The following is a 25,804-nucleotide window of genomic DNA, read 5'->3' as shown; positions in this document are numbered from 1 at the left end:
CAAGAAAAAGCTCTGTCAATTCTTGAATTGACAGAGCCGTTTTAGATTATAAATCGCACATTAAGATTAGTTATGAGATTCGCGCTTTCTGGGCCAGAAGTGACGATTGTCCCTTCCGCGATAATGCCTCTCAGACCGATAATGGCGCTTACCTCTCCAATCGCGAGATGGTCGTTCGCGATCCCAACGAGGTGGCGGTGGGGCATGGCGCCGAACACGCACACAACGTCCTCTTCGGTCCGTCACGCGCCCGGGTCCGCAGCGATAATCGACGCTGTGGGTCAAGCCCGTTTGATTGGCTGGCTCTGGCATTGAAACCGGTGCGGCCTGTGCACCAAATGAAAACATAGCCATCGCTGCCGCCAGTGAAATTACTGAGAGCCTCATGCCTTCCTCCATTCTAAAAAACAAACGATGTTAGGAACATAAACGAAGAAAACATCGATGGGTCATCACGTTGTTTTTCCAATATGCCCAATAGATTGATGGTTCCTGCAGTTATGTATTTAACTACCGCCTTCGGAGCACAAGAAAATAAATAAGGATCACTACGATTAGCGGGACACCGAAAAGCCACATGACACCAGCTGTCAGCATATTTCTCTCCTCTACGGACAAGAATAACAATGCATAGGAGCCAAACTGGTTCCCGAAGGGAGAGTGATCTCCAGATTCTCGAAGATGCCTTTTGGGTGGAATCAAACGCAAAAAACAATCGAAGCGGGGTGAATAATCAGATTAGATTCATGATTTGATGGAAACATACTTGAAATTTTCTCGAACGATCAATCATTCAAAGTCAACGAGTTATACTTTCAGGTAGTTAGAATTGAAAGCGGTTCCCTCGCCCGTGGCGAATCAATCCTATTGACTGTTAATCGAAAATGGAACATAACAAGAACAAATAGAGCTATGGAGAGCATCATGAATGGAGTTTTGGAAAACTACGACGCTGAGATTGATTTGGTATTAGCCTACCATAAGGGCGACGTGCGCGGGGCAATCGAATCTTTGCTCAAGGATCGTGAATATCTAATCAAAGAAGTAAAGTATGCCAGCCTTGCAATCTCCCATGGACGCCGGCCAAGCCCTTTTCTGAGGGCTGCGTGATGAGGAACTTTCAAGCAGCGCTTCCTGAAGCCTATGCCTTGAAGTGCGCTCGGCGTGAAGTTCACCGGGACGCAGGGCGCCTTGGCGCACTCCTGCCTCACCGCATGGCACGTAAGTCAGGAATTGACTTTTGCGTGTTTAGTTTTCCATCAGCAAGACGGATGAGCGCTTTTATACGGCGTCATGGAGGCAAGCCTTTTGGCGAGGGTAACTGGGAACGAATTATTGTTCGCTAAGCCGCATTGATTTCCAATTTGGTGAAATTCCGGAAATGGAATAACCGATTGCTTGAAATAGAGAGCCCCGCCAAAGCGGGGATTTTTTTGTAGATTTCGAACCCAAAATGATAGTTCCGCCGCGGAACCTAAATTTTGGTCTGCATGTTTCGGTCGCGCAGAAACCGCTAGAATTAATGCAATGTAGATCGTTCTTATTGCTGCCGCTGCACTCACTATTATTTCCAGATCTGCGCTCGCGCAGGAGTCGCCTAAACCACCATCACCTCCTTCAGCCGAAGTGCCGAGTATGCCACCACCGCATACATACATTCGCGTTGAGGATAAGGGCTTTAAGTTAGGCGTGAAGTGCGCTGAAGACGAGTCGACAAACGACTGTGCTTAGATTGTCTACAAGCTGCTTGGTCGCGTAGGGCCGCCAAAAAAGTAATCCGTTCGGTATTCCCAATCTTCGGCGTTTTTATCATCGCGCGGATAAAAACCACCCAGTAATAGATCGGAGCGTTTTTTTTGGTTCTTCGCCGGCGGGAGGAAGCCGTACGGATTTGATCAGCCAGCGGGCCTAGTAAATGCAATCAAGGCCAATGTGCAGCTAAAACTACTTAAAATGTCATCTAAGCCTCGGACCTGGATTCTTTGCACACAGTTCGATCGCCTTCAATCGCTCAGCTGAGAATATGATATTGTTCAGTTCGTCAGCTACGGCTACAAGACAAAGTATGGCCAGCTTTGGTTCTGCTACGAACACCGGCAGCTTGGCGAAGACGCGTTGGCTGGACGGCGGTAAGGTGGAAAGTCTGCCACGCAAAAACGAGGCAGACTTCAGACGCTTATCTTATGTAAATCCCTTTGCCACCACGAGGGATGGATGGGGAAAGCATTCTGCCTGGCCCGCCAGCGAGTACCGGCCCAGATGCTCGATCCTGCGTGACGGTTTGCTTGCTATCCGAAGTGACCGGAGCTGCTGCGAACGCAGCCCCCGATGCCATGATTGATCCGATTGCTAAAATGGCAACGATTTTCATTATGCCCTCCTCTACTGGCCTAGCCAGTCATTAAGCTGAAAACAAAATCGACCGTGCAAGCGTCATGCACGATCCAAAAGGCAGATGACCGCAAACTCAGTTACAGTGCCATAAGGCATATGTCGTATTTCGTATTTCGCATTTGCTGGTCGAGGCCTTAGACGAAGCCAAAAACGGCAGGATTGGATAGGTTGGAAGCGGCCGAGGCCCTCGTCGAAGCCGCTACCGCTATTCATATAGGCGAACGTGGGATAGGCACGAACGAACAAAACACACTTTTCAATGAAAATTCATTTTGATAAAATTTTTGCCACGCATCGTGTCAGGAAGCTGGGTCCAAGCGCATGCGCAGCCCCGTGACGTTGAAGACGTGCCGGGGCTTTTCTGTTGCAGGCATCAATCATAAAAATATGATCAACCTGCCTAGGAACCAAAGGTTCGTCCGCATGTTTCTTCTGCGCAAACACTGCTAGGAGTAATGCAATGAAGATCGTCCTTATTGCTGCAGCTGCACTCGCTATGATTTCAAGCTCTGCACTTGCGCAGGAGCCGCCTAAGCCACCGGCACCTTCATCTGCCGAAGCGCCGGGTACGCCACCACCACCTCCGCCACATAGAGGTCCGCCTCCTCCCGAAAAGTCAGCACACATCCGCGTTGAGGATAAGGGATTTAAGGTAGATGTGAAGTGCGCTGAAGATCAGTCAACAGACGACTGTGCTGAGATCGTTTACAAGCTGCTCGATCGCGTCGGTCCGCCGAAAAAGTAATCCGTTTAAGATGGCCCCGCTTCGGCGGGGTTTTTCTATTGCGCTAATACAAAAGCCCGTCCAGTGATTGATCTGAGCGGTTTTTTTGGGCTTTAGCTGGCGGGAGGGATCGGTACGGATTGGATTAGCCAGCCAACTTAGTAAATGCGATTAACGTTAACGTGCGATAAAGATTATTTAGAGTTTAGTCTATGCTGTCCAGTGTTGATCATTCGAGCGCAGTTCGATCGCCTCCAATCTCTCAGCAAAGAATATGTTCTTGTTCAGATCATACAGCCGGCTGGCGGCGTCCTTCTCTCCGAAACGATAGCAAGCCTTAAAGATGTTGCCGAGCGCAAAGGACATGCCTTTGTGTTCAATAAGATCGTTTAGCTCGCTCGCCGCCTTCGGGAGCTCGTAATAGCTGGTCGAGCCGCCGTCTGATTTGATCGCGCTATTGGATCAAAGGCCGAGATCAGTCAAGTGCACCGGCTTCGGCATAATCTGCTTCATAGAGACTAGTTATCCAGATCACCTGGGAGTGTCTCACGGTCAATTCTTGCATCTGGCACCATCACACACCCTCCTCCACCTTCCGCTTTGGTCCTTCAAACTTCTCAGTCACTGGCCCGCCAGCAAGCAAGCCGCGCAACGCTGACAACTTATCTTCCACAAGCGGCCGGAAGCGTCTCGCGGCAAAAGGCGGGTTTTCATAACCAAACTGAGGGCACGTTCCACGATCAACGCCTTTAAGCCGTACTCCGATGTAGGAGCCATGAGTATAATGCTCGAACGGTCCGATCCACTCGATCTCGTAAATCTCGCCTTCCTTTACCTCGAGGTATTGCTCAAACCCAACGACTGAATCGATGCAGACCACTTTTTGGCCGACGTGGAATTGGTTCATTTTATTAGGTCTCCAATAGCGCACAAAACGACAATTGCAGCGATCACAGTTAAACAGTATCCGGTCACACGAGCATCAAACTGATCGGTGGTCTCGTCGATCCTGTCCATAGTATCGACCTCCAATAAAAAGGTGCCCAAATCACCATACCGATCAGTGCCGCTAGTATAGTAAATTCAGTTGGGACGCCGAACCATTCCGCAAGAATTGATCCTATAACTATGAGCACCGCCATCCACGCCATCCATGTCTCAGCTCTAGCATAGGCTGTGTTTGCTTCCACGTCGCCACTGTATGGAGTTTCGATTATGACGAGGTCGGCAGGATGATTAGTGCGAGGAATAGTATGAGGCCATGGCTCATCGCCGAAATAGAACTTGTCAGCCGTGAACACTATCTTGCTTCCGACCTTCCAACCCACTTCATCTGGATTGTCTGTATTTGGCACATCAACATCCACATAGATCTCACGTAACCTGATGTTGCCATGCCGCCCCTCAACAGTTGCACGTGTGGCTTTTTCTTCTGCTTCTTCTCGCCTCACCTCTGGCAGCGATCATGGCGTCGGCGTAAGCGTAAGCCAGCGAGGAAGCTACCTTGATGATTGTTGTATTGTCCATCTCTGCGACGGTCGCCATCTCATGGTGCGATCCGCCAATAAGGCCAGTCAGTGCTTGCCCAGCAAATGATCACGTATTGTCAGGCCTTCATGCAGGCTGGCAATATTGAACCCTTGAGGATTTTGCCAAGTAAGGAATGGATTTGCATGCCCACCCGTGTTTACGCGCGCCGCCGTGCTCTGTGACTGTTCAGACATACAGTCTCCTCGTGTTGGTTTGTTTGCGGGTTGGTGGCCCGCAATTTGTCATTGTGGTGGAAGTGAAAGGGGCGTCAACAAGTTTGTGCCGAAATAGCGCCTGAAATTCCCTATTTCGCCCACTGACGAATAATTCAGTCAACCGACCGTTTCGAGAGTTCGGCTGCTGTAATTATTAAAATAAATATTAAATAAATATGGTAAAAAAGCTATCTAAGATTCCCATTTTAAATAAAAAAAATATATACAATTTGACAAAATCAAAATAACTATTTATGTATTGTTTATCGATATTTTTTGATGTGTTTTGCTTATTGCGCGTTTAGCATCGCGCCCTGAACGAACCCCCTTTTAAAAATCGTTATCACTTTGCGTCACGCAAATGCGTGCTGCTATCTTTATTGCTATGAAAGGGTTCTTTATGACCACTGGCACAGTTAAATGGTTCGATTCCACCAAGGGCTTCGGCTTCATTCAGCCTGATAATGGCGGCCTCCATGCGTTTGTTCACATATCTGCTGTCGAGCGCGCCGGAATGCGCGAAATCGTCGAAGGCCAGAAGATTGGCTATGATTTGGAGCGCGACATGAAGTCGGGCAAAATGTCTGCGTGCAACCTGCAGGCTGCATAAATAGGTTCTCTTCTTTGCTTTGACCACGGATGTACTGGCACTGTTGAAAGAAGATTACTTTTAAGGTCAGGCGTTGCCTGACCTTTTTTATTTTTAAGGGAATTCATTTATGTCAATTGAAACGCAACCAATCTTCACCAAAGAGACACTCTTTAAGCCAACCTCATCTGTTAAAGAATCAATCGCAGCCAGAATAGATCGCACTGCGCGCGCCATACAACAGGTCGAGATGGACGCTCGAATTGCAAAGACTCTCCGGCTTAGAAATGCTCGGATGGAATATGAACAAACTATTGTTCAGCCAGTTGCGAAAAAGAAGAGAGCAAAGAAATCACATCAGGGATCACAAACACACTCCCACAATCGATCGCTCACCATCCACAACGCGAACTCATAAGCGCATTTTGAAAACCGACATAGCCGGGTTTTGCAATCGTTTCGCGTTCGCGCCAGTTTGTTTCCACCCTGTCGCGTTACTGCCCTACCCCTCGCCCGCGTCGTCTTCTGTTCAAACACACAATCCATGCGCTCGGTAAGCCCGTCGATGCGGTGTGTAACGCTTTCGACGGCGCGCATGATCTGCGAGGTCTGTTCCTGCATCCCGGCCTTTCGGGCGAATGTCTCCCCACCCTCAATTAAGCGCCTTCGACGTCGCCGGTCGCGAATGACTCTGGACGATAGACAGAGAACGCCAGTCGCTCTTCCACGCGGATCGTGAACATTTTCTTTTCGAAATCGTCGACGTTCTCGCTCGACAGCAGTACTTCGATGTCAAGACGATCGAAGATCTGTGCTGCGAAGCTGAAAGCACCCGTGAGGAATTCACCTGCAGCTATAGAACCTGACGAGGATGCTGCGCTGATGCCATCGCCGTTCCACCACGATTACAATCCGGGTATCCAGCCACGAAACGTTCAGTCCCAAGATGGAGCAGAGGACAAGGATTGATACGCCCTCAGGGACATCAGCAGTCTATCCAACAGCTTATTGCACCCAATGAACTGCGATTTTGACCACTCTTCACCTCGTCTACAGTACAAATATGAGGAGAGAATTCATGTATTATTTCAGGATTTTGGTAGTAATAGCTTTATCATTTATGCCAGCCTTATGGCACGCTTACGCGGCCGATGACAAACGGTCCCCCACTTGGAATTGCACAAGTGCAGACTGTGGTGCTCCTACGGGCGGCACGTTCATGGACGGGCACGGGAATACGATTTGTCAGGATTGCTTTGACCGGAACTTTGGAATTAACAACTGAGTATGGGATAATGACCGAGGGGGGTACATCCCTCCGAGTTTCAGTGGGGGCGGCGGCGGTGCTCCGTCTTGCGAGGCTGGCTGTCATAGGTGATCGAGCTGATTAAGGGTGATACAATGCAGAATGAGAAAATTGATCTGGACAAGCCAGGGTCACACAACGGTCGAGAGTTGGAATTGATGCTTGCCGGTGCGAAGCCTATGGCCAGCTTTCTTGCAGACGATGCCGTTCCTTCTGAACTCGTAGGAGATGCTGAATTTCAACCCTATGTCGACAGTGGGAAAATTAAGAAATTCGTCACACGTAACGAAGAGCTGGCTTTCGAGTTGCGCACCTATTGCTTGCCTTCCGAGGAATGGCGTTGCAAGCTCAAGGACCTTATTTCTCGGCTCTCTTGGGCAGGCAACATAGAAGGGGTTTTCGATAGGTTAGACCGCGAACGGATAGATGGATTTCTTCTCGGATATTCGAAGGTATCTGTAGAAGAACACATTGCCAAGGTGAGGTAATCCTCCTCCTAATCCCTTCGAACCCTGCGCATGGCAGCATCCGTTCTAGATATAAGGTGATCCCACGCACTGCCACGTGCCCGATCAGATGGAGCATTGAAGACCTGCCGTCAGATGACTTATCCCCTCGCCTTCAACTGCTGTACCTTAGGTTCACCTGAACGTTGTAGCTGTACATGTTAGCTTAGGTTGCTCTTAAGGCTCAATGATCCTCCTCCTCAGAGTAGATCAATACCATAGGTTATCACCTTAGGCTGACCCCCTGTCCACATGCAAGGTTCCTGCGAACTGTCCACATGCAAGGTTCCTGCGAAGTTGGCTTAACGTGCAACCAGAGGATCGCCTAAGTTGTCATCCTTGCTGATGGCTTCGCCATTCTGATTGTTGAAGACCATACAGATTACAGGAACGGTCAAGAAACAAGCTTGGACAACCTTTCCCTCTTAATACATGAACCTGTTGTATGATTTCGGTAAGGATGAAAGGTCTGCCAAGCGGTCCACCTGCGAGAAACTTCGGGGGCAATACTCTATTCGCGGGTGACCTTTCCGGCGATACCGACATGCGTCATGAAAGTTTCCAGCATCACTACCTCCGTCTTCCGGGCCTTGCTCTCTGCAACCAATACGGCGTCATGAAGCTGCAAGGCGACGACACCTTCGTCCATCAGCCGTAACAGCAAATCCACCATGATCTGACTTTCGGTGAACTGGTCACGGTGACCAATGCCTTTATAGAAGAGATGCCTTATGGCAGGGTGTCGGTTCTCAATCGCTGACGTAATGCTTCCGATTGTTGCCCCCTTCGGAAAGAGCTGACGTGTCCCCTTGGGCATCCGACTAAGTGGTTTCTTAGAGAAGATCATAGCGTTAAGCACCATCTTGATACCTTCCCGCAATCTTCCATAAACAGGAGCGCCTAAATCGGGGATTTCGTAGAGGTCATCTGGGCCGGGATCGATATTGACGCGTCCGTAAAGAATGCGAAGCCCCATCCACCCACGGTTGAGACATCGCATCTGTTAGATTGCACAATAGGACGACGAGACCGAGGCTATTATCATTGTCGTGCTTCATCTTGTTCCCTTCAAAACGGCGCAGCTTTCAAAGCTTCCCGCATCCCTCGCCCGCAGCCTTCCCATGCGGCCTTCACCAGCATGCGCGCTTCTAACTCGTCGCATTCCGCAAGGTCGGTTTTCTGTATGGACTGCAAAAACTCCCCAACTGCCTCAACGCCCGTATCAAGGGCGCGCAACTCGTATGGATCGAACCGACGGCGGGAGCGGATACAGTCGCCAATCGTTCGGTTCGTACTGTGGATGTGCATGTGGCTCCCCTGTCAGGCGGCAATTACAACAGGAACGAAACCGAAACAAATCAATTTGGAAAGGGTAGATCATCGCCATAGCCCACTAAGCCGCTAGCGCCTCATCCAATCCGTTGAGGTACTCAATCAGTTCTTCGGCATCGCGCTTCTTAAGCGAGCAGCATAGCTGCCCATTGAGTGAAACCGGATTCTGACTGACGGTTTCCTTTACGGCCCAAAGACCATTCGACTGTTCTGAGAGGTAGTAAAAATTATGAATCGTGCTGTTTACGGGCCACATTTCCATATCCTTAGGAGGGGAATTTGCCGCAATAACGTGGACAGGAATCGAATGTTCCATCCTTTGACGATTAAATCAGCCCTCGTTCCGATTATATTTACTCGGCACCAAGCATGAGCCAGACTTTCAGCATGGCCGAATACGAAGAATGCGTTCGGAATACAGCTAAGCTCGTCGTAAAATTCGGAGACGCGGCCATTCCTTTGTTAGAGCGCGCGGAAGCTGAGCTTACAGCCGCTACAAGCCGAGACAGCGCTCTAGCTCGAGCTCAGGCGATACTTCGCGCGGCCTAGCCTTCCCATTTCAACTTAATGGACTCCAGCAGATCACGGCGCCGCTTCATCTCGGCGCCATCGCCGTATTTAGGGCGTCCGAATTCATGCCCCATTAGATCCGCTTGCATGCGATCGGAAGCGCCCACGTTCTCAATTCGATCCTGGAAGGTATGTCGGAGCGAATAGATCGTGTGCTTCGGTGACGGGAATAAATCTTTTGACCTCAAAAACTTGTTGATAGCAGCCGACGCTGAATCTGACTTGTCAGCGTAACGAGCGAACCCATCCGGAGCTTGCTTCATTGCCCAGAGTGCAACTCCTACCAAAGGGATACGACGCACCGAGTAATCGGTCTTCTGTCGCCTGTCTTCGCGTTCAGCGACCTCAACATGAGGCACTTCATCGTTTAGCCGAATGTCCTCGGAACGAAGGTTACACACCTCCCCTAGACGCATCCCTGTTTCAATCATCGTATATATAATGAGCCGCGCGTCTTGATTGATATCGTCAAGCGCTCCTGACTGTAATAAGCGATCTTGCACCCATTCGACCGAAAACGGCGGCCGCTTATCCAGTTTTGTGGCGTTAGTTTCTTTTAGGCGAATCCCCGACCATGGTGCGCGAAAGTTAGTTTGAAGCGCATCGTCGATGACAGACAGCATGCCTTTCAAGTCACTAAAGCTGCGGTTGGCGCTGTACGCTTTAAGCTTCTCCGTCGCAATTTTATCTGTCCACCATTGGCGATATCGAAGCACGTCAGCGCGCGTAGTTTCGCTTAATCGAAGATCATCGAGCAGTTCGCTGGCATATTTAATCGCGCGTTCGCGAGAGACCTTGTGTTTGGACATCTGGCCTTCAGACAGTCCTGATAATCCGGACTGGTTGAATTTTTCATACATCTGCCAGACATTTGAGATGCGAGGGTTAGGAAAATCGACCAGCCCGACAATTGCTTTCGCCGCAGACGGCTTTGTTTCTAAGACTTCTGCGGCGTGTTTCGCCCTCAGAAAGAGCTCTTCATATGATCCTGATGCGATCTCAGCCGCAGGCTTGTACGCAAAACCCAGCGACTGTGCAGTCCGCACAGCAGCCTCATAGCGCTCCCATTCAGGGCGATTGTCGTTGCCCGATGACATTGCAGCCCAGAGACGCTCGGTCGCGTCATGAACGCCCTGCGCCTTTTCCAGTGCTTCTTTATGATTCTTAGTTTTGAGGCTTATTTTTACGAAAGTTCATTTGTCGTGATTCGACACTTCGATCGGCACGCGCCTATAATAGCGGTAGATACCGCTCGGCTGCCGCTGCACATATTTCGTAATATCAACTGACAAGATCAACGCCCACAATGTAATCCGGATTGTAGCCGATTTGGATCAATAGTTATATTGTGATTTTTAAATTGAGCCGTAAGCCTTTGATTAGCTTAACTTAAATTTTTGAGCAGTTGTAACCCAAAAAGTAAGTGGCTCCCCGGGCCGGATTCGAACCAGCGACCAACCGGTTAACAGCCGGTTGCTCTACCACTGAGCTACCGGGGAAGAGGTGCTCGTTGCGTCAGCGAGGTGGCGTATAGCAGGAGGATTTCTGATTTGCCAAGCCCTAATTTTGTTTTTTTTCAATTTTTTGCATTCTGATCATGAAACCCTATATTCTCTGGGACGTTTCCAACCGAAAAGTTTCTGCCCCCAAGCTGTGAGAAAGACCGAGTGACCGAAGAATACGAACCTAAACCACGAAAACGCGCAATTGTGATTCTTGGAAAGCGAATCCCAATGCCTCAATCAGTGCTCATGCGGCGAACACTTGGCGGTTCATTGGTCGTAGGTGGCGCATTAGGTTTTCTCCCGGTGCTAGGCTTCTGGATGTTGCCTCTAGGACTGATCGTACTTTCGCATGACTCACATCGCGTGCGGCGTTGGCGCCGAAGAAGTGAAATTCACATTTGGCGTAAATGGCTGAAACGAGGATCGACACCCAGTGCTAGCTAAACAAACCGCTCCTCAGTTCTGTTCTATGATTTATCTGATGGGTTGTTCCTTTGGCGCGATCCCCGTGTCTAATTTTGCCAAGTTGCAAGAGCGCGAAGTCCCACAGAACTGCGATGGGCTTACTGAAAGCATTGTCGCTACGTGTCGGAAGCTAAATCACTACGGAGTATAGAGCACGCAACTGGTGTTCGCCGCTATCATCAGCGTCTCTTAAGTAGCCCATGACAAACTGACTGAGTTGCAAACACTGTTGCTGAAAATACTAACGATCTCTCGGAGAGTTGTTGCCGATTCTGCGTATATCTTCGCAAGATCAATGATGGGAATATTCGTTTCAGGAGTAGTTACTATTAGGAATTCCGAAGAATCTCGCAATTTGAACGCTGTTTCCATTTCAGCTGTAACAAAAAAAATTCGCATTATTCAATTGCTCGCAAATCATGATTTTTGCATAAAATACAACTTTAAGTTTTCTTTTTAATCCAGAGAATTATCATCATTTTTTTCGAGCCACGTCCTCTTACCTTGGTTGCTGGAATCCATAAGAGAAAGCTTCACCTAAGTTGTCCGGTTCTGTCGAGCTCTTTTCTTGATTCTTACATCTCCGCTGCCCCTGAAATTCTTTCTTATTTATGGGCTCCACTTCGTTGCAATCGGGCATTCTTTCCGACATCTCAAATGTTAGAAATGGAAATAAATTCGAGAAACGCTGCATCAGTTTACTAACAGAGTTACCCCAGGTCGCGTTGAAAAATCGGTTCAAGGAGCCAAGCTGGAATCATCTCGATTCTGAAAAAAGAAATTTAACATAAAATACAAGGACACAATTTTAGATTGCATGAAAAAAGGAAGGAAATTTGTATCTAGCAAGAAAGACCTTCCCTAATTGCAAATGATTTGCAAAAGCGCTTGAGGTGAATATAATTCTACGTTATGCAATTGCTAATTATTCGCATTAAGGAGAAGGTAATGTATCGACCGATCAGATGTGGCTTGGCAAAAGCTTTTGTTGCTGGATTCGCAATGCTGCTGGCATCAAGTTCCGCTTTTGCAGCTGACAAGTTTAAAGCTGTAACTACATTTACGGTCATTGCAGATATTGCCCGGAATGTTGCCGGGGATGCCGCCACTGTTGAATCAATTACCAAGCCCGGCGCTGAAATCCATGAGTATCAGCCAACGCCTGGCGATCTAATCAAGGCGCAGGATGCAGATCTCGTCCTCTGGAATGGACTTAATCTCGAATTGTGGTTTGAGAAGTTCTTCTCGCGACTTAAGAACGTTCCAAGCGCGGTCGTAAGTGACGGGGTTGTGCCAATGGGCATCACAGAAGGCCCTTATTCTGGCAAACCTAACCCACATGCATGGATGTCGCCTACTTCTGCCCTCATCTATGTCGATAATATTCGTGATGCATTCGTCAAATATGATCCAGACAATGCTGAAGTCTACAAAGCCAATGCTGAGAAGTATAAGACCGAGATAAAGGCGACAATTGATCCGATCAGAGCAGAATTTACGGCTATACCAGCTGACAAGCGCTGGCTCGTTACCAGCGAAGGCGCATTCTCCTATCTCGCTCGTGATTTTGATCTAAAGGAGCTTTACCTCTGGCCGATTAATGCGGACCAACAAGGCACACCTCAGCAGGTACGTAAGGTGATTGATGCGGTTCGCGCAAATAACATCACCGCTGTTTTTTCTGAAAGCACGGTATCGGCAGCACCGGCAGAACAGGTTGCGCGAGAAACCGGCGCGAAATACGGCGGCGTGCTGTATGTCGATTCTCTTTCCGAGGCTGATGGACCAGTTCCTACCTATATCGACCTTCTGAAAGTAACTTCGGACACGATCGCAAAAGGCCTAAAACAATGAACGTTCCGATAAATCGCCATCTTCAGGAACATGCCGCGCTTAGAAATAGCGCGGTTGAAGGGTTGAAGGTAAAGGACGCGACTGTGACCTATCGCAATGGTCACACGGCTTTACGCAATGCCAGTTTTGAGATCCCTACCGGCACGATTACGGCACTGGTTGGCGTGAATGGCTCAGGCAAGTCGACCTTATTCAAAGCCATCATGGGTTTTGTCCGTTTGGCAAAGGGTGACATTTCCATCCTTGGCCTGCCGGTCAAACAGGCGCTCAAGCAGAATCTTGTCGCCTATGTCCCGCAAAGTGAAGAGGTTGACTGGAACTTTCCCGTTTTGGTCGAAGATGTCGTCATGATGGGCCGATATGGACATATGGGCATGATGCGCATTTCCCGTCGTGCCGATCACGAAGCAGTCGAAATGGCACTGAGCCGTGTCAACATGCTCGACTTTCGCAAGCGGCAAATAGGCGAGCTGTCTGGCGGCCAAAAGAAGCGTGTTTTTCTTGCTCGCGCACTTGCTCAGGATGCGCACGTCATTCTTCTTGATGAGCCTTTTACCGGCGTTGATGTAAAGACTGAGGAAGCGATCATCACGCTTCTGCGTGGGCTCCGCGATGAAGGCCGCGTGATGCTTGTTTCCACGCATAATCTCGGCAGCGTGCCCGAGTTTTGCGACCGGACAGTTCTCGTTAAGAATACGGTGCTTGCTTTTGGTCCAACAGAGAAGATTTTCACACAGGCCAATCTCGAAAAGACGTTTGGCGGAGTGCTACGGCACCTCATTCTCGACGAGAAAACCAAGCAGAATCGTTCGGCAATCGGTGTCATAACTGATGATGAGCGGCCCTTCGTGCTCTATGAGCATAAGCAGGAAGGCTAAGACTGATGGCTCTCCTGCTCGAACCTTTTGCTTACGGTTACATGCTCAATGCAATGTGGGTTTCAGCCCTTGTCGGTGGTGTTTGTGCGTTTCTTTCTGCATATCTGATGCTTAAAGGCTGGTCGCTTATCGGCGATGCCCTCTCCCACTCCATCGTGCCCGGTGTTGCTGGCGCCTATATGCTCGGTCTGCCCTTTTCCGTAGGTGCTTTCTTTTCAGGTGGATTGGCTGCTGCAGCAATGCTGTTTCTCAACCAGCGAACAAAGCTCAAAGAAGACGCGATTATTGGGCTGATTTTCACGGCCTTCTTCGGCCTTGGACTGTTTATGATTTCGCTGCGGCCAACCTCGATCAGTATCCAGACAATAGTGCTTGGCAATATTCTGGCGATAACACCGGGCGATATTCTTCAGCTGGCGATCATAGGGTTCGTTTCGCTCGCGCTGCTTTTGCTCAAATGGAAAGACCTGATGGTGGTGTTTTTCGATGAAAGCCATGCACGTTCCATTGGATTAAAACCAACGGCGCTGAAGATCATGTTCTTCACGCTGCTTTCGGCAAGCACTGTTGCTGCAATGCAGACCGTAGGTGCGTTTCTGGTCATCTGCATGGTCGTTACCCCCGGCGCGACTGCATATCTGCTCACCGATCGCTTTTCGCGACTTTTGTGGATTGCGGTGCTAATCGGCACGCTAACCAGCTTCATCGGCGCTTATGTTAGCTACTTCATGGATGGCGCAACCGGCGGCATCATCGTCGTGCTGCAAACGCTGGTGTTTCTCACCGTATTTTTTCTGGCACCTAAACACGGAATGCTTGCGGCCCGCAGGCGCGCAGCCAAAGCATTGCAGGAGGTTGAGCCATGAGCTTCCCCGACATGCTTCTAATGCCATTTCGGTTTGACTTTATGATCTATGCACTGATCGCGTCGATCCTGATTGCCATTCCAACGGCCTTACTTTCCTGCTTTCTGGTGCTCAAGGGTTGGTCGCTAATGGGCGATGCCATAAGCCACGCGGTGCTGCCGGGTGTTGTGATTGCCTATATCGTCGGCCTGCCCTTTGGCATAGGTGCTTTTGTTGCAGGTATGGTCTGCGCACTTGCAACCGGTTTTCTCAAGGAAAACAGCCGTATCAAGCAGGATACGGTCATGGGTATCGTCTTCTCCGGCATGTTTGGGCTGGGTCTTGTGCTCTATGTTTCTGTGCGTGCAAATGTGCATCTTGATCACATCCTCTTCGGCGACATTCTCGGTATCAGCGCAAGCGACCTTATAGAGACGGCGATTATCGCAGCTGTGACCGCAGGCGTTCTCATCGTCAAATGGCGTGATTTCCTGCTGCATGCATTCGACCCCGCACAGGCGCGTGCTGTCGGCTTGCCAGTCCGGCTGCTGCATTATGGGCTTCTGTGCCTGATTTCACTCACCATCGTAGGTGTCCTAAAAGCGGTAGGAATTATTCTCGCAATCGCCATGCTGATTGCTCCAGGCGCCATCGCCTTTTTGCTCACCCACAGATTCAGCAGCATGATGATCGTTTCAGTCATCGTTGCTGTCTTCTCGTCCTTCATGGGCGTATATCTTTCGTTCTTCATAGACAGCGCCCCTGCACCGACAATTGTTCTGCTGATGACAGTGATCTTCATTGCAGCTTTCCTGTTCTCAAGCTGGCGAAACGCACGCGCAGAAACGCGGCAAGAGGCTGAAACGGCTTAAAACTTCATTGTGAGCTGTCTCCTTTCGTGTCGGAACAGCTTGCGTGCAGCGTGGACAGCTTTGCAAAGCTGTCCACGTTTTTGCACAGCTGCGCAGCATCAGTCATATGGCTGTTATAAATCCTCGATAGATAACCATAACAACGAACGGCGCTTCAAAACCGTTCGCTATTTTCCAGCACACTAGAATTTGTTGCTTGTCGAGGTAAAATAAAAATGCTTCAATCCAGATTGCACGGCTGTGCAGAAAAAATAAAACCGGCCGTCGATCCTGGGGAGGATACGCATATGCCTGCGTTTTTGGAGGTAGCGGATGCACGCGTCCGTTATGGCAATAATGAGATTCTTAAAGGTGTAGACCTTTCAGTGAAGAAGGGTGAATTCGTAGCGCTGCTCGGCTCTTCCGGTTGTGGCAAAACCACTTTGCTGCGTGCAATTGCTGGATTCAATACTCCCAGCGATGGAGCTATCCGCGTTGCAGGCAAGGATGTCACTCAATTACCGCCTGACAAGCGCGGTATGGCACTGGTGTTTCAGTCCTATGCGCTCTGGCCGCATATGACTGTGGCGCAAAATATCGGCTACGGCCTGCGTATTCGTGGTACAGCGAAAGATACTGTCAGGCAGAAAGTTCAGGAAGTTGCACGCCTTCTAGGGCTCGATGCGCTGCTTGATCGCAAGCCAGCCGCACTTTCCGGTGGTCAGCGTCAGCGCGTAGCACTCGGACGTGCATTGGCAATCGAGCCAGACATTCTGCTGCTAGATGAGCCGCTTTCAAACCTTGACGCCCGCATTCGCCTGTCGGTGCGCCATGAAATCAGCGCTCTGCAGCGTCGGCTTGGCATCACTGCGGTGCATGTGACGCATGATCGTGAAGAGGCCATGGTTATGGCTGATCGCATCGTGATCCTGAATAATGGCGAAGTGGCACAAGCCGGCGCACCAGAAGAAGTTTATAATCATCCAGCATCCGACTTCGTCGCAGCCTTTATGGGCGCTGAGAACCTCATTGAGGTTCCTGTCAGTGTTAAAGCAGACCGGATCACGATCGCCGCAGGCCCACAAAACAAAGCAAGTATAATCCCGGCTGGCCGCCGCAATCTGTCCGATGGCATCGCAACAGCACGCTTCCGTAGTGAAGCCGCAAAGCTTACAAGTCCCGGTGCTCCAAATTCTGGCACAACACCTGAACTTATCCTAACTGGCACAGTCGACCAGACGAGCTATCCGGGTGGCCTTTGGCGGCACATGATAAGCGTCGGCGGCAAGCATCTTCTGGTTGATGCAAAAGAGAGCCATCAACCCGGTTCACACGTTGAAATCCGCATTCCCGAACAGGCACTCTTCCTGTTCGACAAGTGACCTGATCTGCTTAATTGGTAACTGTTTCTGCGATGCACAGGTGTGCATACGAGTGAAGTTGTCATCAAGTCGATCGTTAGCAGGCTTTCCTGCTCAGAAGAGGATTGCGGGCCTTCGACCGCCCGCAGCCGCACAAAATTCCCGATCACACCTCACCGGATACACAATTATCCAACCGCCGAAATCTTCCGCCATGCGGATACAAAAGCAGGAATTATTCGATGAAGACGATCCTGAAAACAGCTCTTGTCCTCGTCCTGACGGCATCGCCCGCCGCAGCGAATGAATTGACCGTTCTGACCGCAGGGGACCAGAACATGGTCGATTACGTGAACGAATATCTCGGCCCATTGTTCGAGAAGGAAAATCCAGGGACGACAGTTCGTGTTGTTGGCACCGGCCCAGGCGACGCTGGTTCACAGAAGATTCTCGAACGCTTTGAAGCCCAGTCGAAGGCGGGCGTTGAAAAGTGGGACGCAGACGTTGCTGTCGTTCACGAGAAATTCGCAGGTCCGATGGTTGAAAAAAAGTTTCTCGAAAACTATCGCAGTAAGATCGACAGCGGGAAGCTCGTCACACGCGACAATGCGAAGATGGCGCTCGGCACAAATGTTGATGGCTATGTCATGCCAATGTTCAACAGCCAGACAGCCCTCGCCTACAACCCAGCTCTCGTTTCAAATCCACCAAAGAGCTATGATGAGCTGGTCACATGGGCAAAGGAAAACCCGAAGCAGTTCGGCTATAACGGCATCAAGGGTGGCGCATCGGGCGTGAGCTTCGTGATGGGCTGGATTTATGCCTATGGTGGCGATGCCGACAAGCTAATGCAAGGCCCGTTTGAAGAAGGCGAAGCCAAGAACTGGGACAAGGCCTTTGCGTCGCTCAAGGACTTCACGACGAAAGCAACATTGACACCGGGTAATGCCGGTACGCTCGATATGCTAAGCCGCGGTGAAATCGCCATGGGCCCTGTCTGGGTTGACATGTTCTATTCATGGAAGGCCAATGGCCAGCTTCCACCAGAAATGAAACTTGTTCTGCCTTCGCCGGGCATGCCGGGGCAGCCGATGCATTATGTCATCCCTCAAAAGAGCGCCAACAAGGAACTTGCTGAAAAGTTCGTGGCACTTGCAACCAGCCCCAAAGTTCAGGCTGAAGGCATCGTTGAACGCTTCAACTGGTATCCGGGCATTGATGCTGATCACGTCAAGGCAGAACTCAATACCGATACGTGGAACAAGCTCTTCACCGACATTTCGCCGGAAGATCTTGCCAATTACGGCAAGCCATTTCCGATTGCACCATACAATACAGCAATCCTCGAAGCTTACGAGCGTCAGGTAGGCAACTAATTAGCCTGCACTAAAGCATAGACCGGGTGCGTGAAACACGGACCCGGTCCCTACATCATAAATTCGGGGAATATCAATGTCGCAGAGAATGACGGGTTTTCTGCTGGTCGCGCCAGCATTGGCAATCGTGTTGTTTCTATTCATCGTGCCGTTGTTTGGCGCGATAACCGGAGCATTTCATGTTGGTGAAGACTGGGGTTTCGGCAATTTCACCAAGGCTTTCGAGCTTTATTCAAGCGACATGCTTTTCACCCTTGTAATCGTGACGCTCTCTTCTGCGCTGATCGCAATTTTTGCAATCGCCATCGGTGGCTATCTAACGCTCGGCTCTAATCAGCGTGCCGTTACCTTGCTGCGCTGGCTCTACCGTTGGCCGCTGTTCATTCCATTCATTGTGGTCGGCCAGATATTGCGCACGTTTCTCGCTAAAAACGGCCTGATGAACAGCCTTCTGATTGAAAGCGGCATTCTCACGCCGCTTCAGGCGATGAGCTTTCTCGACTGGCGCGGCATCGTCATCGCCTTTGTCTGGAAACAAACGCCCTTCGTCACGTTACTCCTTGCGGGGGCAATGGCATCGATTGATCGCAGTACTATCGAATCTGCGCGTAATCTCGGTGCAGGACGACTACGTATTTTGATAGAAATCGTGCTTCCACAAGTGCGTCCCACCCTGCTCGTTGGCTTGATCCTCAGCTTCGTCACCATGATGTCGGTACTTTCTGTGCCGCTGATGATCAATGCTCAATCTCCAACCATGATCACTGCTAATATGGCTTTCCGCATCAATGCCTATGGCGATTACGGCGTCGCCAATGCGCTCGGCACAATATCGCTCCTGATGACCAGTCTGGTTGCATGGATTTATCTCAGACAAACCATGAAGGAGCACGGCTGATGAGCACCGCACTCGACTGGCGCTGGATACCGCGCGGAATTCTTCTAGGGTTGCTTGCCTTTGCAATCTTCGGCCCGCTTGCAAACCTCCTTCTCTGGGCCGTAGCTGAACGCTGGTATTTTCCGCATACGCTGCCTATTCAGTATGGCTTTTCCTTCTGGGCCAATGTGTTTTCGCCACGCGGCAACGCTCTTTCATCACTCGGCACAAGCGTGGTTATTGCAAGCCTTACTGTGGTTGTTTCGCTGGGTCTTGCCATCCCGGCTGGCTATGCGCTGGCACGGCTGAAGTTGCCATTTCGCGGATTGATCTTGCTTATCTTGCTGATACCACAGGCATTTCCAAATCTGCCGATCTACGTCAACATTGCGCAGATGTTCTATTCGCTGCGTCTAAACGGTACGATTACCGGCGTGGTTCTGGTTCATGTGACCCATGGCTTGGTCTATGCGGTGTGGATTGCGACAGCCGCTTTCTCCGCGATTGATCGTGAGCTGGAAGAGGCCGCACGTTCCATGGGCGCTTCCGCCATGAAGACTTTCTTCCACATTACAATGCCAATTGCAGCCCCAGGGCTGCTCGCCAGCGCTATCTTCGTGTTCCTTGAATCACTTGATGAATTCACCGGGACATATTTTGTGGGCGCACCCGATATTACAACATTGCCGCTGATGCTTTATACAGCAAGCTCCGGTGGCAACTATCAGATAGCGTCGATCAGCGCGCTAATCCTGCTGGTTCCGTCCATTGCTTTCATGTTCGTGGTCGAGCGTTTCCTGCGCGCCGATGTTCTCTCGAAAGTGGGTCGATAACTATGGCCGACAAAGATCGTTTTCAGGACGAGATCCCCGAAAACCAACCGCGTTTCATCAGCGCACATGAAGTTGCAGTGGAGGCTGGCGTCTCTCGCTCGGCAGTCTCTCGCACCTTTACGCCTGGAGCCAGCGTATCCCCCTCAACGCGTGAGAAAGTGCTGAAGGCAGCTGAAAAGCTTGGATATCAGGTCAATGATCTTGCAAGGGGCCTGCTCGCTAAGCGTAGCCGCATCGTCGGCATGATCGCAGCCGATCCGGCAAGTCCTTTTCGCTCCCGCCAGATCGCAGCGCTGTCCCGCCGATTGACCGCGCGTGGCAGCGTGCCGGTGCTGATCCCGACCGGTCAGCACGGCGAGAATCTTTCCGCAGCCCACCAGACGCTTCTCCGTTATCGGGCAGAAGCGACTGTAGTTCTATCTGGCATGCCATCATCATCATTTGTCGAATTGGCACAGCGCAACGGCCATACGCTGATCGTTGTGGGCCGTAACGAAGATGGCCCCGATCATATCCGGATCAATAACAAACAAGCGGCGGAAACGGCTGTCGACGTGTTTGCCGCGCGTGGCATGAAAAGGCTCGGGCTTGTGACATCAAATGTTCGCAGTCCTAATTTGCTGGAACGCGAAGAATCCTATGTCTCTCGTGCTAAAAACTTAGGCCTGGATGTTAGCGTAGAACGCGGGGAACTGACGGATTACGATGGCGGCTTTGCCGCTGCGTCCCTTCTCCTCAGCGAGCGCGACCGTGTCGAGGCCGTATTCTGCGTGAATGATTTGATGGCATTTGGGCTAATTGATTGCGCACGTGAGGTTTTCAATCTCTCTATACCGACAGACTTGTCCGTTATCGGTTTTGATAATGTCGCCGAAGCGCGCTGGGGTGCATATCGTCTCACAACCTTCGACCAGAATGCAGAGCGCCTGTCTGCTGAAATTATCCGTATGCTCGATGAACGACAAAGTGCACCCAACGAGCCGCCACAGATGGCGATGATCGACACACCACTTATTTTGCGAGGCAGCGTGCGCCCGCTTAAAAAGGAAAACTCTTCTAAAGGAAGCAAACCCTGAATGTCCGATCATTCTATCTGGCTCCGCCCCGCGCATGATGATCTTGTTTTTCTTGAGAAAATCGGCCGGCATTTGAGTGGGCGCTTCAACTCACCGGTATTTGAGCCACACGCAACACTGGTACCGGATATGAATCGATCTGCAGAAGAGCTTTTGCCACAGGTGGTGAGCCTTGCAATCGGCCGCCAACCACTTGAACTTTTGATTGAGGATGTAACGGGGAGCGAAGCCTATTTTCGCTCTTTCTACGCGGCACTTGAAAAAGCACCGGCGCTGATGCGACTGAAACAAGACTCCCTTGAAATATCTAGTCAGGCCAGCCTGCAGAGCTTCATGCCGCATGTCTCATTGGCTTATGGTGTTGAGGCTACAACGCAGAAACAAACGGAAATGCAGCGGCTTGCCAAAGAGCTTTCAGGTCGAAAGCTGCGCTTTGACCGGCTGCTAATTGTGAGTTCATCGAGCGAGACGCCGATCGATGAATGGCACGTAAAGCACGAGATTCAGCTTAAAGGATAAAAGCCAGCCACAGATATGTGGCTGGCCGTTTTTTAATCAAAGAGGACGCGGATGAGATCTGTAGACTTTTTCAATGTCTGCCAGTACCTCTGCTGAAAGCGTCACTTCGCTTGCAGAAATGTCGATCTTCAGCTGTTCGACAGACGTGGCGCCGATAATGACAGATGTCATGAAAGGTCTCGACGCCGAAAACGCAATCGCCATCTGCGCAATCTCGAGCCCGTACTTCTTGGCAATATCGATATAGGCGCGAATTGCGGGTTCCGAATAGGAATTATCACGCCAAAGGCCCCCATCTGTCACCGAAGCGCGTGATCCTTCTGGGATTTTTCCGCCTAGATATTTGCCGGTTAAAACACCTGCAGCAAGCGTTGAATAGGCAAGCAAACCAACTTGTTCAAACAGCGATACTTCTGCCATATCATGATCAAATTCACGCTGCAGCAGACCATATTCATTCTGTATAGACGCCATACGTGGCAGATTGTGCTCTTCAGCAATCTTCAGCCATTGCATCGTACCCCAAGCTGTTTCGTTTGAAAGACCGACGTTTCGAATCTTGCCTGCGCGAACCGCATCTTCAAGTCCGAGCAAAACATCATGGATCTGTTTACGTTCCGCCTTTGGGTCAACATGGGAGGGATCAAAACCCCAGCCTTGACCGAAATGATAATGCGGACGCGATGGCCAGTGAATCTGATAGAGGTCGATGTAATCGGTCTGCAGTCTCTTCAAGCTGTCATTGACCGCCTCAGTAACACTTGCGCGGCTTGGCTTTGCACCGCCACGAATCCACTCCTGGCGACCACCACCTGCGATCTTGCTGGCGAGGATAACGCGATCACGCTTACCAGACTTCTTGAACCAGTTGCCGATGTAGGTTTCAGTCTTGCCATAGCTTTCCGGGCTCATCGGAATAGCATAACCTTCAGCGGTATCGATAAAATTGACGCCGGCATCGACAGCGAAATCAAGTTGCTGATGCGCGTCGTTTTCAGTGTTCTGTACGCCCCAGGTCATGGTGCCGAGACAGATTTCGGTAACATTGAGGCCTGTACGGCCCAAAGGTTTCATTTTCACGAGATTATTCCGGATCGATTTGCCCGCAGAACGCGGATTTGACGGGGCTAAAGTCTTACCCCCACAGTGTCGCGCCTGACAAGGCCGCTCGCTGAAAATTGAAAGCGATTAGAGAAACCGTTTTGCGGAATATGGCGCGGGATCAGTAAATGTGTTCTCGCCCGTCATCATTTCGGCAAGCAGACGCCCGCTTGCCGGGCCAATTGTCAAGCCGTGATGAGCATGGCCAAAGTCAAACCATAGTCCCTTATGGCGCGGTGCGGGTCCAATAACCGGTCGCATATCCGGCAGGCATGGACGCAAACCGAGCCATGGCTTGGATTCTACAGGCGTACCCAGTTGCGGCAAAAGACGTCGTGCAACTTTCTCAGCACGTTTGAGCTGAATGAAATTGGCAGGCGCATCTGGCGAAGCGAACTCTATACCGGTTGAAAGCCGAACGCCCTGTACCATAGGCGCGAGTACATAGCCTGCTTCTTCATCAACAACTGTATGACCGAGCCGCACGCCATCCTGCATTTCAAAATGCATATGATGCCCACGCTTAATACCGAGCGGGATTGAGTAACCAAACTTCTGGAAGATCAATCCAGATTGCGGTCCGAGAGCTGCCACAACATCGCTCGCAACGATCGGGCCTTCTTCAGTCGTTACTTGCCAGCTATCACCATTTTCAACGAGGGAATCTGCATCACCATGAACAAATGTGCCCCCATTCGCGCGAAAAAGATCAGCATAAGCTTCAACCAAACCACCCGGATTGACTATTGTTTTTGGGTCAAGCCAGTGAATGCCGCCCGCAACATCGCCAAGTGTTGTTTCCCGTTGTTTTAGCGACTGGGAATCCAGGACATCATAGGCGAGATTAAACTGCTGCAATTGCGGCAAGCGTTGTACGGCAGCGTTGAAAGCTGCTTCATTGCGAAAAACCTCAATCCAGCCCTGCGCACGCACAAGTCGTTCACAGCCAGCTTGGGCAATAAGCGCATCATGCTCGCGAACACTTGCTTCGACCAATGGCAACATGGCGTTTGTTGCAATCTTCAGGCGCACTGGCGAAGATTCGCGCCAATACTGGAACAGCCAGCGGGCCATTCGCGATACATAAAACGGGTCGTATCGCACATCTGAACGGCGATTCAGGCCATAACGCAGCAGCGTCCAGAAACCTTGCGGAAACGAATAGGGAATGACACTTGAACGCTCGATTAGACCGGCATTACCGAAACTCGTGCCCTGCCCCGGCTCACCACGATCAATCAGCGTAACCGACCGCCCTCGCGCTTGCAGGTGAAGCGCGGCTGAAACCCCAACGATACCCGCACCCAGTACAATGACGTCTTGTTTCTGCATGGTATTCCCGCCAATTCCATGAAGTGAAAGAGCGCGCTGATCGATTTTCAGCGCGCTCCCGCATACAGCAAAGAGTGGTGACTTTTACAAGTCACATATATTCAATCAATAAATGTCGAAGTCGAAATATTTCTTCACGATGGTCGCATAGGTGCCGTCGTCGCGAATTTTTTTGATAGCCGCGTTGAACTGTTCACGCAGGTCGTTGTCGTCCTTGCGAACAGCAATCGCCGTATCTGTCTGAGTTCCTGGAATGTCGCCAATCAGCTTGCAGCAATCACCGCCATCGCCCTTGATCCAATCTGAAATCGGAAACTTGTCGGAAACAACGGCATCGAGGCGGCCGCTCTTGAGATCTGCATTCGCCTCATCCGCTGTCGGATAAAGCTTTACGTCAGCACCGGCCTTGCCGTAAACATCCTCCGCATAAGTGCCCTGTGTAGTTGATCCCTGCGCGCCTATTGATTTACCTTTGAACGCGTCGGCATCGAGGGATGTAATCGTGCTATCTTTTGGAACAGCAACCGACAGCGGCGTGGAATAATATTTGTCGGTGAAAGATACTTGCTTCTGGCGCTCTTCCGTCACACTCATCGAAGCGATAACCGCGTCGAATTTATTGGTCTGAAGGCCCGGAATCATGCCGTCCCAATCATTGGCAATGATGGTGCACTTTGCTTCCATCGCTTTACAAAGCGCATTGGCGATATCAACATCCAGCCCCTGCAAAGAACCATCAGCCGCAACAAAATTGAACGGCGGATAAGCACCCTCAGTTGCAATCTTGATTTCTTTCCATTCTTTGGCTTGCGCTGGAAGTGCAGCAATAATGGAGGCCACGCCCGCGAACAGGATTGATTTCAACATAATATTCCCCTTGACCGTTGTTATGGTTCTATTTTGCAGGTTTCCCGCCCGCAATTTGATGGATTGAATGAAGCACCGGACGCCGACTGTTTCAAGTTAAACATCTGGCGGCGTCCGATAATTTTATCAATAAATATCGAAGTCGAAATACTTCTTGCGGATTGTCTCGTAAGTACCGTCGTCACGGATCTTTTTGATTGCGGCGTTGAACTGCTCACGCAGATCATCGTCCCCCTTGCGCAGAGCAACAGCGATCTTGGTTTCAGAGCCCGGAATATCGCCAAGGAACTTGCAGCAATCAGCGCCCTGCTTCTTCAGCCAGTCGGCAGCGAGGAACTTGTCAGCAGCAATGGCATCAAGGCGACCACTTTCAAGATCAGCATTAGCTTCGTCAGCCGTCGGATAAAGCTTCACATCCGCGCCGGCTTTGCCATAAACGTCATCGGCATAATTACCCTGCGTTGTGCCAGCCTGTGCGCCTACGGTCTTGCCATCGAACGCTGAAGGCTCAAGCGAGGCGATGTCGGTGTTTTTCGGAACAACGACTGCCAGTGGCGTCGTGTAATAGCGCTCTGAGAAGGCAACCTGCTCCTCACGCTCGGGCGTAATGGCCATGGAAGCAATGACTGCATCGAACTTGTTTGCCTGCAGTCCGGGGATCATACCATCCCAATCATTTGCAACGATTGTGCACTTCGCTTCCATCGCTTCGCAAACTGCATTGGCAATGTCGATGTCAAAACCAACGAGCTTGCCGTCTGGCGACATATAATTGAAGGGTGGATAAGCACCTTCACTGGCGATACGGATTTCTTTCCATTCCTTCGCCTGCACAGGCATGGCAAAGACGACGGAGGCCAGTCCGGCCAGCAAAATTGTTTTAAACATCACTTCCCTA

29 protein-coding genes and 1 tRNA gene are annotated in these 25,804 nt (G+C 50.5%); 16 read left to right on the top strand and 14 right to left on the bottom strand.

All coding sequences use genetic code 11. The features are described from left to right. Nucleotides 1-924 precede the first annotated feature (924 nt). The gene (locus QSJ70_RS05130; protein WP_285535047.1) at nt 925-1,110 is read left to right on the top strand and encodes a hypothetical protein; all 186 of its coding nucleotides are present in this window, start codon (nt 925-927) and stop codon (nt 1,108-1,110) included. Between the two features lie 149 nt (nt 1,111-1,259). Here the strand turns inward: QSJ70_RS05130 and QSJ70_RS05125 are convergent, their stop codons facing one another. Together QSJ70_RS05125 and QSJ70_RS05120 are read right to left on the bottom strand one after the other, a co-directional pair. After that, nucleotides 1,260-1,562 carry a hypothetical protein gene (locus QSJ70_RS05125; protein ID WP_285535046.1) on the bottom strand — a complete coding sequence of 101 codons (303 nt, stop codon included), beginning with the start codon at nt 1,560-1,562 and terminating at the stop codon, nt 1,260-1,262. A 614-nt stretch (nt 1,563-2,176) separates the two neighbouring features. Then, nucleotides 2,177-2,371: a hypothetical protein gene (locus QSJ70_RS05120; RefSeq protein WP_215778948.1), complete on the bottom strand. Its 195-nt coding sequence runs from the start codon at nt 2,369-2,371 to the stop codon at nt 2,177-2,179. Between the two features lie 483 nt (nt 2,372-2,854). Here QSJ70_RS05120 and QSJ70_RS05115 point away from each other — a divergent pair, with 483 nt between their 5' ends. Then, nucleotides 2,855-3,139, top strand: coding sequence for a hypothetical protein (locus QSJ70_RS05115; RefSeq protein ID WP_215778950.1), 285 nt, complete (start codon nt 2,855-2,857; stop codon nt 3,137-3,139). A 553-nt stretch (nt 3,140-3,692) separates the two neighbouring features. On the opposite strand, the gene QSJ70_RS05110 is transcribed toward QSJ70_RS05115, so the two are convergent. Then, complete coding sequence (locus QSJ70_RS05110; protein WP_215778952.1) at nt 3,693-4,025, bottom strand: hypothetical protein; 333 nt, start codon at nt 4,023-4,025, stop codon at nt 3,693-3,695. A gap of 667 nt (nt 4,026-4,692) precedes the next feature. After that, nucleotides 4,693-4,842: a hypothetical protein gene (locus QSJ70_RS05105; RefSeq protein WP_285535045.1), complete on the bottom strand. Its 150-nt coding sequence runs from the start codon at nt 4,840-4,842 to the stop codon at nt 4,693-4,695. A 421-nt stretch (nt 4,843-5,263) separates the two neighbouring features. On the opposite strand from QSJ70_RS05105, the gene QSJ70_RS05100 reads away from it, so the two are divergent. After that, on the top strand, nt 5,264-5,473 hold the full coding sequence (locus QSJ70_RS05100) for a cold-shock protein (protein ID WP_215778957.1): 210 nt from the start codon (nt 5,264-5,266) through the stop codon (nt 5,471-5,473). 109 nt (nt 5,474-5,582) lie between these two features. Beyond that, a complete protein-coding gene (locus tag QSJ70_RS05095; RefSeq protein ID WP_215778959.1) occupies nt 5,583-5,870 on the top strand; it encodes a hypothetical protein in 288 nt (95 codons plus the stop codon). Nucleotides 5,871-6,108: 238 nt separating this feature from the next. Here the strand turns inward: QSJ70_RS05095 and QSJ70_RS05090 are convergent, their stop codons facing one another. After that, on the bottom strand, nt 6,109-6,309 hold the full coding sequence (locus tag QSJ70_RS05090) for a phage major capsid family protein (RefSeq protein WP_502871663.1): 201 nt from the start codon (nt 6,307-6,309) through the stop codon (nt 6,109-6,111). A 517-nt stretch (nt 6,310-6,826) separates the two neighbouring features. Here QSJ70_RS05090 and QSJ70_RS05085 point away from each other — a divergent pair. Beyond that, nucleotides 6,827-7,246: a hemin receptor gene (locus QSJ70_RS05085; RefSeq protein ID WP_252349109.1), complete on the top strand. Its 420-nt coding sequence runs from the start codon at nt 6,827-6,829 to the stop codon at nt 7,244-7,246. Between the two features lie 529 nt (nt 7,247-7,775). Here the strand turns inward: QSJ70_RS05085 and QSJ70_RS05080 are convergent. The 5 genes from QSJ70_RS05080 to QSJ70_RS05060 form a co-directional block, all read right to left on the bottom strand. Continuing rightward, nucleotides 7,776-8,264 (bottom strand): hypothetical protein, encoded by a 489-nt coding sequence (locus tag QSJ70_RS05080; RefSeq protein WP_285535044.1) that lies wholly within the window; start codon nt 8,262-8,264, stop codon nt 7,776-7,778. A gap of 68 nt (nt 8,265-8,332) precedes the next feature. Further along, nucleotides 8,333-8,572, bottom strand: coding sequence for a DUF6511 domain-containing protein (locus QSJ70_RS05075; RefSeq protein WP_285535043.1), 240 nt, complete (start codon nt 8,570-8,572; stop codon nt 8,333-8,335). Nucleotides 8,573-8,657: 85 nt separating this feature from the next. Next, nucleotides 8,658-8,852 carry a hypothetical protein gene (locus QSJ70_RS05070; RefSeq protein WP_215778964.1) on the bottom strand — a complete coding sequence of 65 codons (195 nt, stop codon included), beginning with the start codon at nt 8,850-8,852 and terminating at the stop codon, nt 8,658-8,660. 289 nt (nt 8,853-9,141) lie between these two features. Beyond that, nucleotides 9,142-10,263: a site-specific integrase gene (locus QSJ70_RS05065; protein WP_285535042.1), complete on the bottom strand. Its 1,122-nt coding sequence runs from the start codon at nt 10,261-10,263 to the stop codon at nt 9,142-9,144. A gap of 327 nt (nt 10,264-10,590) precedes the next feature. Beyond that, a tRNA-Asn gene (locus QSJ70_RS05060) sits at nt 10,591-10,665 on the bottom strand. A 168-nt stretch (nt 10,666-10,833) separates the two neighbouring features. Between QSJ70_RS05060 and QSJ70_RS05055 the strand changes: the two genes are divergently transcribed. The 11 genes from QSJ70_RS05055 to QSJ70_RS05005 all read left to right on the top strand — a co-directional run bounded on the left by QSJ70_RS05055 (nt 10,834) and on the right by QSJ70_RS05005 (nt 21,606). Then, nucleotides 10,834-11,115 carry a hypothetical protein gene (locus QSJ70_RS05055; protein WP_215778966.1) on the top strand — a complete coding sequence of 94 codons (282 nt, stop codon included), beginning with the start codon at nt 10,834-10,836 and terminating at the stop codon, nt 11,113-11,115. 1,023 nt (nt 11,116-12,138) lie between these two features. Beyond that, nucleotides 12,139-12,990, top strand: coding sequence for a metal ABC transporter substrate-binding protein (locus QSJ70_RS05050; RefSeq protein WP_252349119.1), 852 nt, complete (start codon nt 12,139-12,141; stop codon nt 12,988-12,990). Continuing rightward, a complete protein-coding gene (locus QSJ70_RS05045; RefSeq protein WP_285535041.1) occupies nt 12,987-13,868 on the top strand; it encodes a manganese/iron ABC transporter ATP-binding protein in 882 nt (293 codons plus the stop codon). Before QSJ70_RS05050 ends, QSJ70_RS05045 begins: the two co-directional genes overlap by 4 nt. 5 nt (nt 13,869-13,873) lie before the next feature. Further along, a complete protein-coding gene (locus QSJ70_RS05040) occupies nt 13,874-14,734 on the top strand; it encodes a metal ABC transporter permease (RefSeq protein ID WP_285535040.1) in 861 nt (286 codons plus the stop codon). After that, complete coding sequence (locus QSJ70_RS05035) at nt 14,731-15,585, top strand: metal ABC transporter permease (RefSeq protein ID WP_215776687.1); 855 nt, start codon at nt 14,731-14,733, stop codon at nt 15,583-15,585. Before QSJ70_RS05040 ends, QSJ70_RS05035 begins: the two co-directional genes overlap by 4 nt. 287 nt (nt 15,586-15,872) lie before the next feature. Continuing rightward, entirely contained in the window at nt 15,873-16,946 is a 1,074-nt protein-coding gene (locus tag QSJ70_RS05030; protein ID WP_285535039.1) for an ABC transporter ATP-binding protein, read from the top strand. A gap of 221 nt (nt 16,947-17,167) precedes the next feature. After that, complete coding sequence (locus QSJ70_RS05025) at nt 17,168-18,301, top strand: ABC transporter substrate-binding protein (RefSeq protein WP_285535038.1); 1,134 nt, start codon at nt 17,168-17,170, stop codon at nt 18,299-18,301. A gap of 76 nt (nt 18,302-18,377) precedes the next feature. Beyond that, nucleotides 18,378-19,199: an ABC transporter permease gene (locus QSJ70_RS05020; protein ID WP_285535037.1), complete on the top strand. Its 822-nt coding sequence runs from the start codon at nt 18,378-18,380 to the stop codon at nt 19,197-19,199. Then, nucleotides 19,199-20,011 (top strand): ABC transporter permease, encoded by an 813-nt coding sequence (locus QSJ70_RS05015; protein ID WP_007879337.1) that lies wholly within the window; start codon nt 19,199-19,201, stop codon nt 20,009-20,011. The genes QSJ70_RS05020 and QSJ70_RS05015 overlap by 1 nt, the downstream gene beginning before the upstream one ends. Nucleotides 20,012-20,013: 2 nt before the next feature. Next, on the top strand, nt 20,014-21,087 hold the full coding sequence (locus tag QSJ70_RS05010) for a LacI family DNA-binding transcriptional regulator (protein WP_285535036.1): 1,074 nt from the start codon (nt 20,014-20,016) through the stop codon (nt 21,085-21,087). Beyond that, a complete protein-coding gene (locus QSJ70_RS05005; RefSeq protein ID WP_215776696.1) occupies nt 21,088-21,606 on the top strand; it encodes a haloacid dehalogenase in 519 nt (172 codons plus the stop codon). Between the two features lie 36 nt (nt 21,607-21,642). Here the strand turns inward: QSJ70_RS05005 and QSJ70_RS05000 are convergent, their stop codons facing one another. The 4 genes from QSJ70_RS05000 to QSJ70_RS04985 form a co-directional block, all read right to left on the bottom strand. Next, nucleotides 21,643-22,680 carry an aldo/keto reductase gene (locus QSJ70_RS05000; protein WP_215779020.1) on the bottom strand — a complete coding sequence of 346 codons (1,038 nt, stop codon included), beginning with the start codon at nt 22,678-22,680 and terminating at the stop codon, nt 21,643-21,645. Nucleotides 22,681-22,794: 114 nt separating this feature from the next. Beyond that, nucleotides 22,795-24,039, bottom strand: a complete 1,245-nt coding sequence (locus QSJ70_RS04995; RefSeq protein WP_215776698.1) for an NAD(P)/FAD-dependent oxidoreductase — start codon at nt 24,037-24,039, stop codon at nt 22,795-22,797. A gap of 105 nt (nt 24,040-24,144) precedes the next feature. Continuing rightward, a complete protein-coding gene (locus QSJ70_RS04990) occupies nt 24,145-24,906 on the bottom strand; it encodes an ABC transporter substrate-binding protein (RefSeq protein ID WP_215776700.1) in 762 nt (253 codons plus the stop codon). A gap of 126 nt (nt 24,907-25,032) precedes the next feature. Further along, nucleotides 25,033-25,794, bottom strand: a complete 762-nt coding sequence (locus QSJ70_RS04985) for an ABC transporter substrate-binding protein (RefSeq protein WP_285535035.1) — start codon at nt 25,792-25,794, stop codon at nt 25,033-25,035. Nucleotides 25,795-25,804 lie beyond the last annotated feature (10 nt).

Source organism: Brucella sp. NBRC 12950, assembly GCF_030268145.1.
Classification (GTDB): Bacteria; Pseudomonadota; Alphaproteobacteria; order Rhizobiales; family Rhizobiaceae; genus Brucella.
Note: the sequence above shows the minus strand (reverse complement) of the source record. Positions and strands in the feature narration are given on the sequence as shown.